The following is a 13,697-nucleotide window of genomic DNA, read 5'->3' as shown; positions in this document are numbered from 1 at the left end:
ACCAAAGCCTGATCTGGCATCAGTACGCTTTCAACTTGCCCGACCAGCGATCCCGCCCCACCCAATAAGGGCATCGCGGGCAGACGCCTCCTTCCGGGTAGTCAGTCCCTTCCTCGTGTGGGCAACCGAGAATTCCGTCGACCATGACCACGGAATGGACTTCGTGCTCCTGCAAGAACGCAGCAATTTCGCCAAAGATCGTATCGTCCTTGCGCAGATCGCCCGTTTCGGCAAACCAGCGGCGCATCTCGGTCGCGTCGGAGTGCTGGTCAGGAATGATGGCGACGGCCGCCTTGGTGGCGCGCCTGTCATCGGGACCATAGAAGGCGATGGTGCCGACTGGATGGCTTCGCACACCTTTCTTGGCCTTCTTCTCGATCCACTTCCTTGCCCGCTGTTCCGGTTTCATGCTTGCTGGCCTTTGCAGTCCCTGGACAAGATGGGAATATTAATCAACAGGGCGAGAGTGGATCAACCGAATGCCACGCCCGACTGTACAAAGGACGCAAAGCCCGACGCCGTCAACGACCGGATCGCCAGCTTCTGCAAAGCTGTGTGAAGGGTTTCACAGAGGCGGACTTAGACAGGGCTAATATGCCTGAATTCAGCGAAGCAAGAGAGTCAGGTTCTCTATTCGGCACCAATGTTCGCTGAGCTTCGGGGGAAGTTCTTACAGCTTGCATCAAAACGAATCGGGCGCGCCGAATTTTCGGCGCCCGCTTGGCTATGGGAGCAAGGGCATGCCGACGCGTGAAGGGATCGACGTTTCGCACTATCAGAACGAGGCCGGCGGCGGCGGCGCCAGCGCCATCAAATGGGCGAAAATTGCCAGCGCCGGGGTCAAGTTCACCTTCGTCAAGATATCCGACAAGACCAGCAAGGACGCATTCGCGGTGCGCAATGTTGCCGATGCCAAGGCGGCGGGATTGCTGGTGGGGGGATATCACTTCCTGCGCAACACCGCTTCGGGCGCCGACCAGGCGCATGCCTTCCTCAACACGGTGTCGTTCGGCAGCGGCGACCTCATTCCGTCGCTCGACATCGAACTGATTCCGGCAACGCCGGCGGCGCGGGCCGCCTATGTCCAGAAGGCGAAGGATTGGGTGGCGGCGGTGCGGTCCGCCCATGGCGGCCGCTGGCCGTTCATCTATACCCGCGCCAATATCTGGCAGGCACTGGGCAACCCGAGCGGTTTCGGCAACTGCCCGCTCTGGCTCGCCCGCTACGGCTCGAGCCCGCCGCCGATACCGTCGGGCTTCACCAACTATGCCATCTGGCAATTCAGCCAGTCGGGCAGCATCGACGGGATCACCGGCAAGGTGGACGAGAACCATCTGGCGATGTCCTTCGTCGAGTTTCGCTCGCGCTACAGCCTGTAGGCAAGGTGATCCGGCATCGGATCGCCTGCTCAGGCGGCTTCGCGTTCGCCCTGCGCCGGCGAGTCCGTTTCCAGGCGCCGGCTGTATTGGCGCGGCGAACAGCCCATGACGCGCTTGAACGCCGTGCTGAAGGCGCTTTCGGATTCATAGCCGAGCGCCAGCGCAATAACGGACACCGGATCGCCGGAATGCATCAACCTGTCGCCGGCGAGCATCATGCGCCAGCGCGTCAGATAATCCAGGGGTGAGGCCCCGACCGTCTGCTTGAACTTCAGCGCAAAGGTCGATCGCGACATGCCGGCGCGCTCGGCCAGCGTCTGCAATGTCCAGGCATGCGCCGGGTCTTCGTGCATGGCGGCGATCGCGGCGCCGATCTGCCTGTCGGTCAGCGCGAACAGCCAGCCGACGCTGTCACGAGCCCCCATATGCAGGCGCAAGGCCTCGATCAGGATCATATGGGCGAGATGCTCGACGATGAGAAAGCCGCCGGGACGCCGCTGGCGCAATTCCTGCATCATCCGCTCCACCGGCCAACGCAGCGCCGAATGGTCACTGTCCCCACGGATGTGGACGATGGGCGGCAGCATCCGCAACAGGATGCCGGCATGGTCGCCGGACAGCGCGAAGCGGCTGCTGACCAGCAGGAAATCGCCGCCGCCATTGTGGGTGGTGATGCCGCCGGTGCGCGCCGGTGAAAAGATCGTGCTTGCATCGACCGTCGGCAGGCCGAGATCGCTGGCAAGACGGAAAGGCCGGCCGCGCGGCAGCAGGAAACAGTCGCCGGCGTCCAGGCGCACCGCGTCATCGACCCCCTCGACCGACAGCCAGCATTGGCCGTAGACCACGGCGCCGCATTTGATGGCGGCCTGCTGGTCGGGGAACTGGATCGCCCAGTCACCACCAGCCTCCAGCCCGGCGGACAGATAATTGCGCGGCTTCAGCAGCGACAGCACGTCTGACAGCGGATCCATGAGCATTCCCGGACGATTGCGAAGATATTTCGGATTTTACAGCATAGATCGTATGATCTCAACCTTCTATCTCCTTCGGCATGCGGGCTGCCTGTGCGGCCTTCGACAAACCCGAGGAGAAATCATCATGCGCGTGTTCGTTACCGGTGCCACCGGTTTTGTCGGTTCGGCCGTTGTGCAGGAATTGCTTGGGGCGGGCCATCAGGTGCTTGGCCTCGCGCGCTCGGAGGCGGGTGCGAAGTGGATCGTCGCCGCAGGGGCCGAGGCGCATCGCGGCGATATGGAGGACCTGGACAGCCTGCGCAGCGGTGCCGCCCAGGCGGATGGCGTCATCCATACGGGCTTCAACCACGACTTTTCGAAATTCGCCGCCAGTTGCGCAGCCGACCAGCGCGCCATCGAAACGCTCGGCGCGGTGCTGGAAGGTTCGGAGCGGCCGCTGCTTGTCACCTCCGGCCTCGCCGGCTTTGCGCAGGGAAGGCCGGCGACCGAGGACGACAAACCCGCGCCTCCATCCGCCGCCATGCCGCGCGCTTCGGAAGCGACGGCCATGGCGCTTGCCGCGCGCGGGGTGCGCGCATCGACGGTACGGCTTGCGCCGACCGTTCATGGCGACGGCGATCACGGCTTCGTGCCGATGCTGATTGCCATTGCGCGTGAAAAAGGCGTCTCGGCCTATGTCGGCGACGGCGTGAATTGCTGGGCGGCGGTGCACCGGTCCGACGCCGCCACGCTGTACAGGCTGGCGCTGGAGAAGGGTGCCGGCGGCGCCAGCTATCATGCGGTTGGCGAACGGGGCGTGGCGACCAGGGAGATCGCCGAGATCATCGGCCGCCGCCTCAACCTGCCGGTCGTTTCCAAAAGCCTCGAGGAGGCGGCCGGGCATTTCGGCTTCCTCGGCCATTTCATCGGCAGGGATCTGTCGGCGTCGAGCGAGCAGACCCGCACTAGGTTGGGATGGTTGCCGACCGGGCCGGGGCTTATCGCCGATCTCGACCGTGTCAGCTATTTCGAGAGCTGAACGAGGTCAGGGCCAATTGCGTTGCATGGCATTGACCGACAGCCATGCGATCAGCGGCAGGGCGAGCAGGATGGCAATCCGCAATCCCGCTGATCCCGCTCCGTCCATGTCGCTGCGCTGCGGCCGCAGCAAAGCCTGCACGGCTGCGGCAAGGATGACCGCCAGCAGCATGAGCAGGACGATGAATGCGGGCTGCGACACTGCCGGGAAACTCCGCCAACTGACGACCGAGTAGCAGCAAAGGCCTGGAGATCTGTTCCGATCGGCCCGGATTGCGCTCGGCGACCCGTCATTTGTCCCGGTAAAGGATCATGCCGGCGTGGTGCAGCACGCCATCAACAAAGTCTCCGTCGGCGGTGAAGCCGGTGTCGTCCCAATAATCGATGTGATTGCCCGTCACGACATATCGCCCGAGATAGGCGCGTTCGCGTTTTCCCCTTGCCTCGACATAGCGGCCGTTGGCCAGGAGTTCGTGGCGGATATTACGGTCGGCGGTGACCCACATGCCGACATAAGGATTGGTGTTCATCCGGTGGTGCTCGGTGGTTGCGGAGTTGAATAGCGCCAAGACAAGCGACGCGGCGACGGAACGCGTCAATACGCCGCCCGCGTCGGGCGCACGACGATCTCGTTGATGTCGACATCGTCCGGCTGCTCGATGGCAAAGCGCACCGCCCGGCCGATGGCGTCGGGTTGCAGCGCGATGGCGCGATAGCTGCTCATCGCCGCCGCCGCTGCCGGGTCGGTGATCGTGCCGGCAAGTTCGCTCTCGACCACGCCCGGGTGGATGCAAGTGACGCGGATGTCGTTGCGTTCCTGCCGCAGTCCGTCGGAAATGGCGCGCACGGCATACTTGGTCGCGCAATAGACCGCCGCCGTCGGCGACACGGTAAGCGCCCCGACCGAGGCAATGTTGATGATGTGGCCCGAACCGCGCGCCGTCATCTCCGGCAACACCGCCGCGATGCCGTTGAGCACGCCCTTGATGTTGACGTCGACCATCTGGTCCCATTCATCCGTTTTCATCGATGCCATCAGGGACAGCGGCATGATGCCGGCATTGTTGACGATGACGTCGACCCGACCCCAGGCCTGGCGCGCTGCGTCGGCGAAGGTCGCGACATCGGCGCGGTCGGTGACGTCGAGCCGGCGGGTCATGATCTCGCCGCCGCCTGCCCGGATTTCCTGGGCCAGAATTTCCAGCCGGTCGGTGCGGCGGGCGCCGAGCATCAGCCTGGCGCCGGCGGCGCCGAGTTCGCGAGCGATGCCGGCGCCGATGCCGCTGGAGCCACCGGTGACGAGAACGATCTTGTCGAGGGACATGGCAACTTTCCTTTATGTCTGGACTGAGAGGTGGGTTGCCAGGGAGATATGCCGAGAGCATTGTTGCGATAAGACACTCATTTCGCCACACGATGGAAAGCGGAGCTAACCAGTGTCACCTGACATCAATGCACTGGTGGTCTTTGCGCTTGTCGCCGAGGAGCGGAATTTCCGCGCTGCAGCCGATCGGCTGGGCGTCAGCCGCTCGGCCGTCAGCCAGACGATCAAGCGGCTGGAGGAGAGCCTTGGCATTGCCCTGGTGCAACGCACCACGCGCAGCGTTAGCCTGACCGAAGCCGGCGAGAGGCTCCATGCCGAAGTCGGGCCGGCCATTGCCGACATGCGCTCCGCGCTCGAGGCGACACAGGTACTGCGCGACCGCCCGGGCGGCCAGTTGCGGCTGGCCGTATCCTCGATTGCCGAACGCTTCCTGTCCGGGCCGTTTCTCGCGGCTTTCTGCACTGCCAATCCCGATATCCAGCTCGACATCACGGTGACCGACGAAGAGTTCGACATCGTCGCCGAAGGCTATGATGCCGGGGTGCGGTTGGGAGAGGTGATCGACGAGGACATGATCGCCGTGCCGGTGGCGGATGACGAGCGGCAGATTGCCGTCTGCTCGCCTGCCTATCGCGACCGCTTCGGCCTGCCGTCTCATCCCGCGGAACTTGCCCAACATCGCTGCATCGGCTGGCGTCCGGCGCCGAAGGTTGCGCCCTATCGCTGGGAATTCGCCGATCAGGGCCGCGAATTCCGGGTCGAGGTCGCGCCGGAGATCACGACCAACGAGATGAGCCTGATGATCAAGCTCGCTGTCGCCGGCGCGGGCATCACCTTCGGCATGGAAGAGAGCTTTCGCCGCGCAATCGAACGCGGCGACCTGATACCAGTGCTCGAAAACTACTGCCCGCGCTTTGCCGGCTTCTACCTCTATTATCCGAGCCGCAGGAATGCCGCGCCGAAGCTGCGCGCGCTGATCGACCATCTTAAGCGCTGGCAGCTGTGATACCGAAAGTGGGAGACTCGCGCGATTTCCTGCGCTGTGTCAGTTAGAGGTCGCCCTTCCTGACTTTGCCGTAAACGATATTTCGGTTAGAGCCATAATATACGTGCGCTTCGAAAGAGCTCTTGCCGAGGGCGGCATTGATGATGTCCCACATATCGTCAGCCGAACGCAGGATGAGCGGCCAATCCATGAAGGTCTCCATGTAGCCATCGGTCGTGATCTCGTCGCTGAAATTGGCAAACAGGAATTCGCCACCAGGCTTGACGAGTTCCATGGCTCTTTGCAGCAGGCGGACGCCGATGGCACGCGGCAGATAATCGTAAAGCCCCGATGCGTAGACGAGATCGAATGTGCCAAGAGAATAGGCGCGGCGAAGAATGCCGCGTACAGAGCCCTGGAGTGCCTCGACTGCCGTGCCGGCAAAGTCGTGGTTCACCGTGGCTACGCTGATGGGGTCCTGGTCCAAGCCTATCCAACGTTGCAATTTGCGCTTGGCCAACGCGTCGGAGCGTTCGGCTTCCCGCAGGTGGCCGCAGGCAATCGCCAGGACCTCCGCCTTTTCCACCCTCCTGGCCGTCTCGTCCACCGTCCTGGCCAGGATATCCCGCCGCTCGCGCCCCGCCACCGAACTGGCGGCTTCACTGGTGTACGCGTAAATTTGCCGACCAAGTAAGGTCGACGAAGCCACGGCATCGTCGGCAGCGGGATGCTTGTAGTAAATGTCCAGCAGGCCTGCATCGCCTGAATACCCGCGCGGTTTTTCGACCGACCAACGCGTGAACGGATCCTGGATCAAATATTCCGCGACCCGATGCTGCTGAGCCAACGGGACGAGTTTCTGCCAGACCGCGGGAGCAACCTGCCGGCGGAGCTTATGGAGCCTGCCTGCCAGGCGGTGGACGATGGGGGCGGCCGGTTTGTGCCGCATGAAGGCTTGGTGAGCAAGATCCAGTATCAGGGCGAGCTGGGCCGTCCTGTCCCTCAACTCGTCAGTGTCAATCGTCTCTTCAGAGGTAGGGGCATGTTTCTTCATCAGTCTGGTGGTGACGAGGCTGTATTCGTCGATCTGCACTTTTGGGTCGATTGGCATGCCGTTTACTCTCCGGTTTTACCCCCCGGTCCCCGGCAAACAGCATAGGTGTGTCGCTGCACGATGCGAACTATTTTAATAAAATTTTAATAAAACTTTAGCCAATTGAGCGGCCCCTTCACCTTGCTGAACTGGCTAAATCCGAACCGTCTGTTTACCGTCGGTTAGCGACATCCGACTTTTCTTGCGGACAGTGGCGCCTTCATTCTCCGACGGCAGGCAACCTCGGCTATTGCATTCGCTACCGCAGATCGCAGAGGAGCGTTGCAATGCAACTGAGCGAGGACGTTGCCCAGAAGGTGGCGGTTGCGATTGCACGCCCGCGCTGGCATTCGGCCGATCCGGAACTCCTGGCGCTGTTCCTGCAGAAAGATGCCGATGAAAATCGCAGTCTCGTGCGATGGGGTATTGCCGCTGCTGTACTCAGCTATGTGGCCTATGGCCTCTTCGATTGGTTTCTTTTTCCGGATATCGCCGATCGGCTTGTTTTGACCCGCGTTGTGCTGGGGATCACGTCCCTGGCGCTTGTCGAATTTGTCGCCCGACGGGGCTTCGCCCTTGCCACCTTGCACCTTGTAGCGGCGCTGGCGATTGTATCCGGTGCCCTTGGATGGCTCGTCTCCGCTCTTGGAACAGAGCATCAGGATGCCCTCTCCCATTTCATGGTTTTTGGCACCGTGTTTATCCTGGGTGCGAATTTGTTCTTCAACTTCCGGTTTTGGCTTTCGGCCATTGCCTCGGCGACGGTCGCCGCTAGCTTTGTGTGCGCCGCGCTGTTCTTCCTCCAGGCCGACATCGTTGGCCGGGTCGTGCTGTCGGCGTATTTCGTGAATTGTCTGGTGTTGTCGCTGTATCTTTCCTGGCGACTTAGCCTGGAGCGGTACCAGACTTTCCTGCACGCACTTCGGGCACAGATTCAGGAGCAGGCTGCTATCAGGAAGGGGCAGAAGCTAACCGAAATCGCGGACACCGATCCGCTCACGGGGATGAAAAACCGGAGAGCGATCATTCGAGAGTTCTCGGAGCTGCGCGAAGACTGGGCCGCGGACGACGACGAGATAGGCCTCATTCTGATCGACGTCGACTACTTCAAAAGGTTCAATGACGGACTTGGTCATCAAGCCGGCGACGATTGTCTGATCAAACTCGCCCAGGTCCTTTCCGAAATAGCGGCTTCGAACAACGCTGTCGCGGCCCGCTATGGCGGAGAAGAATTCGTCATTCTCTGCAAGGTCACCGGACGGGCTCACCTTCACGAAATAACGCAGCAATTTTGCCGCGCTGTGGAGGACTTGGACATCTATCACCCTGATCGGGGTGACAAGCTCAACATTGTCACGATCAGTGCCGGAGCCTCGTTGACGCGCGCCGATCAGAGCGTAGAGCTTAGAATCCTGCTGCAGGAAGCTGACCGCGCACTCTACGCGTCCAAGTTTGCGGGTCGGGCTACGTTCACAATTTACGACCCGCACGCCACCGGCCGGGATCGCTCCGGCGAAAATCTTTCAGAATTGCTGAAGCTGGCAGTTTCCAACCAGCTCGTTTCTGTCGCCTACCAGCCAATTTGCGACCTGGCGTCTGGACGTGTGCTGGGCCACGAGACGCTTATGCGGGTATGTGACTTCGACGGTACCATGATCAGTCCGTCCGTATTCATACCCGTTGCCGAGCAAACCGGCGCGATAGTGGAACTGGGTACGTGGCTGGTCGATCGAGCCTGCGGTGACATGGCCGAATACGGATTGGGCTCGGTCGTGACCGTGAACGTATCTGTTTTTCAGCTCAAGGTTCCTAACTTTTCACTCCGGATCACCGAAATCCTTGGTCGGCACGGCCTCGCGCCACAGAAACTGGCCATCGAAATCACCGAAGGCAGTGACATCTTTCTGGAGGCGCAAGCGGTAAGAAACGTGGAGCGGCTGCGAAAATTGGGCGTTCAGATCTGGCTGGACGACTTCGGAACGGGATTTGCTGGCCTTACATGGCTCCGCCGTTTCAAATTCGACGTGGTCAAGATCGACCGCAGCTTTCTCCACGATTGCCAGACGTCTCATGGCCTTAGCCTGTTGCGGGACATGGTCGGGCTGCTTCGCAATCTCGGCCATGTCGTGCTCGCCGAGGGCGTTGAAACGGAAGAGCAGTACATATTGCTGCAGCGCCTGGGGGTAGATTTGATGCAGGGCTTCCTCACGGGGCATCCGGTCCCGATCGAAGAAGTAAACCAGATCAGGCAAGGCCTCGTTGCCTAGAGCGTTTCACCGTTTCACAGAAACGGCGAACCGCTTTTTTCGCAATTCCGGGACGGAAAGTAGCTGCCGGTCGAAGATTGGCGAGCATCGTTCAAGCGGAAGCAAACTGGCGGAGAGAGCGCTCGCTGGGTTGCGGTCGGGCCACTCGCGCTCGCAACCCGGCTTCGAGCCGAGATAGCCGATCGCATTGTTCACTGACATGGAAATGCCCAGCGCGGTGGCCGGGGCTGTCCAAAGTACTCCGAACCGGAATAGTTTTCAGTTAACGTTCGGCGGCGTGTAGCTCTCCCACCGCGATAGACGGGTCTTGATGTCGAAGCGGGACGCCTCGAAGTTGGTGCCGGTGATGACCTTGTTCTTGCCGTCGATCAGCCGATAAAGCTCGTTGTTCTCGACATCGTCGACAGGGTGGGTCGATCGCACCACCCGCAGCCATAGCGATCGTGCTCGATCGCAAACGTCCTTGACCCGGTTCATTTCTTCCTCCCGTCAGTCTCCGTGCTGCTCGAGGTTTTCATCGCACACGCGGTCTCGGCCGGGCCGCCCGGGCTCGGTCGGTGCGCTCAACTGGCTCCTGATCTGTCATCCCGTCAATGTCATTGCATCCATGATTGCTTGGCTTGCCTTCATCTCCTCGATCGCCGCCGTTGGCGCCATGGTGCTGCATTGAAAGAAAACTCGCCGGGCGAGGAACCCCAATTCCCTCAAGCCCGGCGAAAGTTTACTTCCTGATCCCCGATCAGGACCGGTGGGAGGAAGAGCACCGGCAATCTATGCAGCGCAAAAGCGGTGCCAGCATTTTGGTCCCGAAACGAGACAGGCTAACGCGAGCCATGCGAGACAGCGAACTAACCAAAGTGCCCTGGCCGCGGCTGGTCTGGCTGGGCGGAAGGTGCAGGCGAATACGAGATCGATCGCACCTGGTGGCAGGCCAAGGTGTTGCACTTCCCCGAACTCAATGTGTCGGTCTGGTTCGATGGCTCGCAGATGGTCGGACTTGAGCACTGGGGATATCGCGAGCCGAAATGGTGCATGCGCTTGCCGCCGGCCGACTGGGCAGCCGATGCCGGCCGGCTACAGGCAGGAGTCCGAGCAGGCTTGGCTACGGTGGCACGCGGGCACAGGCAAGCGCCAGGGCGCGCGGACGGCTTCGGCGCTGTAGGACCGCGGCCAGCCTAAACGCGCGCTGGCGGGGCATTGGCCGGCTGAAATTTATCGAGCCTCTGATGCCTACCCTGTTGATGCTTCCGATTTCAGAAGGCGCTCCGCCAACTTCTTCAACACCACCCGATCAACCTTATCCGTGGCGCTGAGGGGCATCTCATCCAGTAAAAAAAAGCTCTCCGGTGCCTTATAGCCAACGCTGGCGCGAGCGAAATGGATAAGCTCCTGCGGGGCTGGCTGCGCGGCGCCTGGCTTGAAAGTTACGAACGCGTGGACATTTTCGCCATGGACGGGACCCCGACAACTCCGGCGATTGCCACGGCGGGATGCCGCATAAGCGCTTCCTCGACGTCCTGCGGGCTGATGTTCGAGCCATCGTGTACGATGATCTGTTTTCGCCGCCCGCAGAACCAAAGGTATCCGTCCTCGTCTATCTTCATCACATCGCCGATGTCCAGCCAGCCATCCCTGATGGTGGCACGCGTTGCATCTGCATCACCCCAATAGCCGACCATGTTGCAAGGCGAATTGATCCAAAGGCGCCCCTGAGCGCCGGGAGGCAGTTCATTGCCGTTATCGTCGCGGATGGATATCTGGTAGCCGACAATCTGACGCCCGATCGAACCCGCTTTGTTGAGCCCGTCAGGAGGGTTGATCGTGGCAACTCCAATTTCAGACATGCCGTACAGCTCATTGACGGACAAGCCGCTGAGCGCAGTAACTTCGAGCGCCAGCTCGAGCGGCACGCGTGACTTGCCACTTGGGGTCATCAACTACGGCTCCGAGCACGATCGCCATTCAAACTTCGCGACGCTCTTGGAGAGCCCGATCGCGCCCGAAAATTCGCCTATGCCTGGGCCTACTGATCCTGCGGTTATCTTTTTCACTTCGGGCAGTACCGGCCCGGCAAAGGGCGTAGCCCATAGTTTCGAAAGTCTGGGCAGTATGATTGCCAGCTTCGCACAGGGCTGCCAAACTGCGGCAGACGACATCGTTCTGCTGAGCGGATCCATGTCGCACATCGGAGCGCTCCTGGACGCTCTCATGGGACTCGCAGCCGGCGCTCGTGTCGTCGTCCCGCCAAGCTTCGATGGACCCGGGCTCCTGTTGATGCTGCGCGAGCATCGCCCGCCCATACTCATCGCTTTGCCCTCGGTCCTCTTCGGGTTGGTTCGGGCGAAGAATGCCAGGCGCGAAGACTTTTCGTCATTCAGACTGCTCTGTGCCGGCGGCGATAAAGCGACATTGGAAGCGATGTCTTCCTGACGGTCAACATGGGCCAATAGTGCCCGAGCGCCGCTCGTCTTGAGTCCATGATCGATCTCGGGAGGCGTGTATCGGTAGTTCAAGGGTACTGCCACGATCCCCGATTTGAAGCAGCCCAGGTAGTGAATCATCAGCGCAGCGCTATTGGGCATGAGCGACGCAATTCTATCGCCCGGCTTCAGCCCATAGGCCAGCAAGCCAGCGGAATAGCGTTTGCTGGCGCGCTCGAGTTCTTGCCAGCTCAAGCTGCCCTCGGGGCTAACAAGTGCCAGATCATCTGGCTCGCGTCTTAGCCCAACGTCGAGCAGACGTGGTACCCAGATTGGCTCGTCGTGGTTGGCTCGTGATTGAGGCACTTCGTTCCCGCCGCTGGATTGACGACCGTCGATGGTCCTGACTTGCTGAATTTGGATCGTGCACGGCCTAAGTTGTAACCATGTTAGCAGTCGCTCATTTTAGATTGAAGGTCTCGTTCACTCGACCTAACCGGAAAAACGGATGTGGGCCCCCACAGGGCGGCCATCAGCAGGCAAGCGGCCATGCCGATCATCTTGCGCTGCCTGTAGCGCCAGACCCGCGCTGGCGAGCATCGCAGCGGTGATGGCGGCGATGTAGAGGGCTGAAGCAGAAGAGGCGCTAGGCGTCCCTATTGCGCCCTCTGTCTCTTGGCTTGTGCGGCAATAGCGCAGAGGAAAGCCAGTGCGGCAGCATCGCATGCCGTCCGCGACGGTCCTTTGGCGAAGAGCACGGCGTCCGCAATTGGGATCGTAAGGCCGTACTTTTTGGCGAAAGAGGTGATTTCGTACGGCTGATCGTCAGACGGATGGCGGATGTCGAATTCGAAATCCATGTGTCTAGTTCCTCCCAGTTCGCGACCCTTCCACTCCTTGGCCTGATGCAAAATTAAACTACCGACGCATCGCGCGAGTCCAGCAATTGGAAATTGAGTAAAACGATGCATTTCCTGTCGCGCCAACATTGGCAGACGGTCGGCATAAATGCGCGCTGGCGCGGCTACTGGCGGCCCAGCGGTCAGGGGCGGGGGGCTTGGGGTTTGACCGCCGGGCCTAACCGGCAAATGGGTGCCGGCTGGCGAGAGATCATACGCCGATATAACGTGTTGTAGAATGGGCTCCTTCCGTTCCTGAACCGTGCAGGAGACGTTCCTTTACGTCAGGGAAGGCTAAACAAACCCGCCGTCGCCTGGCGATGATCCAGGCGCCGCGCTATTATCGGCCGGATGGGCCACCAGCAGTCCGCCGCGTGCCCCCACGCGACGGACCTCTGATGGGAGCGGCTACATCTCTAAGGAATCGACCGCTTGTAGATGTATTGTGAACTGGCGGGATCGCGTTAGCCTATGGTGTGATCGCGGAAGCCCGAGGAGATTGGCGCCATGGGCGAAGGGCCAGGCGACCATACATTGAAAAGGTCTGGTGGGTGGCGGACGCCCGATCGATCTGGAACCTCCCGGAAGGTGCGTTCACGCCGGAAAACCGGCCTTTCTGAAGCCTGACGTGAAAAGCTCGAGGTCGACCTGGTCGGCGAACGGGAGACGTGAAATCAGCCGGACAGTCGGGTCGTGTTTCCTCGCCAGTGCTTCCTCGACTTCAGCGCGCGCATTCTGCGTCTCGCCCAAATGTGCGTACGCCGCTGCGAGGAATGCATGAATGAAGAATTGGTCGCCGGCCTTCTGACGAACCGACGGCTTCCGAGTACCTTCCAAGCAGGAAGAGCGAGCTGCCCTTCACCTCCCAGAACCATATCGGAGGTAACGGGTCGCGCAGGAGCGCAGTTTCGAGCACGTTCAGCGCCGTCTCGGCCTGTCCGCCGTAGTTGAGCCAGCTTGCGTAGTCCCCCGCTATGTTCACGTCCAGCGGGTTCAACGAGCGCGCTTGCTCGAAATGCACTCCCGCATCGCTGTGCTGGCGCATGTGCGTAAGCACCAGCCCCATGCTCTGGTGGCAGACGCCATCGCTCCTGTCGAGAGCGAGCGCCGTTCGTGCCGAGTCCCAAGCCTTCTGTAGCGTCCGCGGATCGTTGTCGTACCAAAATCTGCCGACGAGGGCCTGCTCTAGCTGTGGAGCCTCAACAGGTTGTCCTGGTTCGAGCCGAGGCGGCTGATTGGTGTTTTGGATTTTAGGCTGCCGTGCGGACGATGCCAATTATATCTGTGGAGCCAGACTGGAAGCTCGGCTGCACGGCTGTCTGAGGTCGGATAGGCGACA

Annotated in this window: 16 protein-coding genes and 1 pseudogene; 5 read left to right on the top strand and 12 right to left on the bottom strand. The window is 61.0% G+C overall.

The genetic code is table 11. The annotated features are described in order from the left end of the window. Window positions 1-19: 19 nt before the first annotated feature. On the bottom strand, window positions 20-409 hold the full coding sequence (locus tag AC04SG_RS26370) for a hypothetical protein (RefSeq protein ID WP_192252634.1): 390 nt from the start codon (window positions 407-409) through the stop codon (window positions 20-22). A 331-nt stretch (window positions 410-740) separates the two neighbouring features. On the opposite strand from AC04SG_RS26370, the gene AC04SG_RS26365 reads away from it, so the two are divergent. After that, the gene (locus tag AC04SG_RS26365) at window positions 741-1,379 is read left to right on the top strand and encodes a glycoside hydrolase family 25 protein (RefSeq protein WP_488553430.1); all 639 of its coding nucleotides are present in this window, start codon (window positions 741-743) and stop codon (window positions 1,377-1,379) included. 29 nt (window positions 1,380-1,408) lie between these two features. Here the strand turns inward: AC04SG_RS26365 and AC04SG_RS26360 are convergent, their stop codons facing one another. Further along, window positions 1,409-2,350 (bottom strand): AraC family transcriptional regulator, encoded by a 942-nt coding sequence (locus AC04SG_RS26360; protein ID WP_488553429.1) that lies wholly within the window; start codon window positions 2,348-2,350, stop codon window positions 1,409-1,411. Between the two features lie 127 nt (window positions 2,351-2,477). Here AC04SG_RS26360 and AC04SG_RS26355 point away from each other — a divergent pair, with 127 nt between their 5' ends. Further along, on the top strand, window positions 2,478-3,371 hold the full coding sequence (locus AC04SG_RS26355) for an SDR family oxidoreductase (RefSeq protein ID WP_488553428.1): 894 nt from the start codon (window positions 2,478-2,480) through the stop codon (window positions 3,369-3,371). Between the two features lie 6 nt (window positions 3,372-3,377). Here AC04SG_RS26355 and AC04SG_RS26350 read toward each other — a convergent pair whose 3' ends face one another. The 3 genes from AC04SG_RS26350 to AC04SG_RS26340 all read right to left on the bottom strand — a co-directional run bounded on the left by AC04SG_RS26350 (window position 3,378) and on the right by AC04SG_RS26340 (window position 4,694). Beyond that, a complete protein-coding gene (locus AC04SG_RS26350) occupies window positions 3,378-3,572 on the bottom strand; it encodes a hypothetical protein (RefSeq protein ID WP_488553427.1) in 195 nt (64 codons plus the stop codon). 88 nt (window positions 3,573-3,660) lie between these two features. Continuing rightward, a complete protein-coding gene (locus AC04SG_RS26345) occupies window positions 3,661-3,939 on the bottom strand; it encodes an Atu4866 domain-containing protein (RefSeq protein ID WP_436262395.1) in 279 nt (92 codons plus the stop codon). Between the two features lie 26 nt (window positions 3,940-3,965). Next, window positions 3,966-4,694 carry an SDR family oxidoreductase gene (locus tag AC04SG_RS26340; RefSeq protein WP_488553426.1) on the bottom strand — a complete coding sequence of 243 codons (729 nt, stop codon included), beginning with the start codon at window positions 4,692-4,694 and terminating at the stop codon, window positions 3,966-3,968. 112 nt (window positions 4,695-4,806) lie between these two features. Between AC04SG_RS26340 and AC04SG_RS26335 the strand changes: the two genes are divergently transcribed. Next, window positions 4,807-5,700, top strand: coding sequence for a LysR family transcriptional regulator (locus tag AC04SG_RS26335; protein WP_488553425.1), 894 nt, complete (start codon window positions 4,807-4,809; stop codon window positions 5,698-5,700). Between the two features lie 43 nt (window positions 5,701-5,743). Here the strand turns inward: AC04SG_RS26335 and AC04SG_RS26330 are convergent, their stop codons facing one another. Then, complete coding sequence (locus tag AC04SG_RS26330; RefSeq protein WP_488553424.1) at window positions 5,744-6,790, bottom strand: class I SAM-dependent methyltransferase; 1,047 nt, start codon at window positions 6,788-6,790, stop codon at window positions 5,744-5,746. A gap of 269 nt (window positions 6,791-7,059) precedes the next feature. On the opposite strand from AC04SG_RS26330, the gene AC04SG_RS26325 reads away from it, so the two are divergent. Then, complete coding sequence (locus AC04SG_RS26325) at window positions 7,060-9,039, top strand: putative bifunctional diguanylate cyclase/phosphodiesterase (protein ID WP_203280300.1); 1,980 nt, start codon at window positions 7,060-7,062, stop codon at window positions 9,037-9,039. A 258-nt stretch (window positions 9,040-9,297) separates the two neighbouring features. On the opposite strand, the gene AC04SG_RS26320 is transcribed toward AC04SG_RS26325, so the two are convergent. Both AC04SG_RS26320 and AC04SG_RS26315 read right to left on the bottom strand, forming a co-directional pair. Next, a complete protein-coding gene (locus AC04SG_RS26320; protein ID WP_488553423.1) occupies window positions 9,298-9,516 on the bottom strand; it encodes a hypothetical protein in 219 nt (72 codons plus the stop codon). A 947-nt stretch (window positions 9,517-10,463) separates the two neighbouring features. Then, window positions 10,464-10,973: a class I adenylate-forming enzyme family protein gene (locus AC04SG_RS26315; RefSeq protein WP_488553422.1), complete on the bottom strand. Its 510-nt coding sequence runs from the start codon at window positions 10,971-10,973 to the stop codon at window positions 10,464-10,466. Between AC04SG_RS26315 and AC04SG_RS26310 the strand changes: the two genes are divergently transcribed. Next, window positions 10,882-11,469: an AMP-binding protein gene (locus AC04SG_RS26310; protein WP_488553467.1), complete on the top strand. Its 588-nt coding sequence runs from the start codon at window positions 10,882-10,884 to the stop codon at window positions 11,467-11,469. The two genes, AC04SG_RS26315 and AC04SG_RS26310, sit on opposite strands and share 92 nt — an antisense overlap. Here the strand turns inward: AC04SG_RS26310 and AC04SG_RS26305 are convergent. From AC04SG_RS26305 to AC04SG_RS26290, 4 genes and pseudogenes are all read right to left on the bottom strand, one after another. Then, window positions 11,463-11,825: pseudogene (locus AC04SG_RS26305) on the bottom strand (AMP-binding protein); the annotation flags it as partial. The gene AC04SG_RS26310 and the pseudogene AC04SG_RS26305 overlap by 7 nt on opposite strands. A 290-nt stretch (window positions 11,826-12,115) precedes the next feature. Beyond that, window positions 12,116-12,319, bottom strand: a complete 204-nt coding sequence (locus AC04SG_RS26300) for a hypothetical protein (protein ID WP_352556788.1) — start codon at window positions 12,317-12,319, stop codon at window positions 12,116-12,118. 760 nt (window positions 12,320-13,079) lie between these two features. Next, window positions 13,080-13,403 (bottom strand): tetratricopeptide repeat protein, encoded by a 324-nt coding sequence (locus AC04SG_RS26295; RefSeq protein WP_488553421.1) that lies wholly within the window; start codon window positions 13,401-13,403, stop codon window positions 13,080-13,082. Window positions 13,404-13,543: 140 nt separating this feature from the next. Continuing rightward, on the bottom strand, window positions 13,544-13,697 hold a 154-nt coding region (locus AC04SG_RS26290), incomplete at its 5' end, for an integrase core domain-containing protein (protein WP_488553466.1).

Source organism: Mesorhizobium sp. CNPSo 4684 (assembly GCF_057784315.1).
This window is presented reverse-complemented; position numbering and strand designations above follow the sequence as displayed.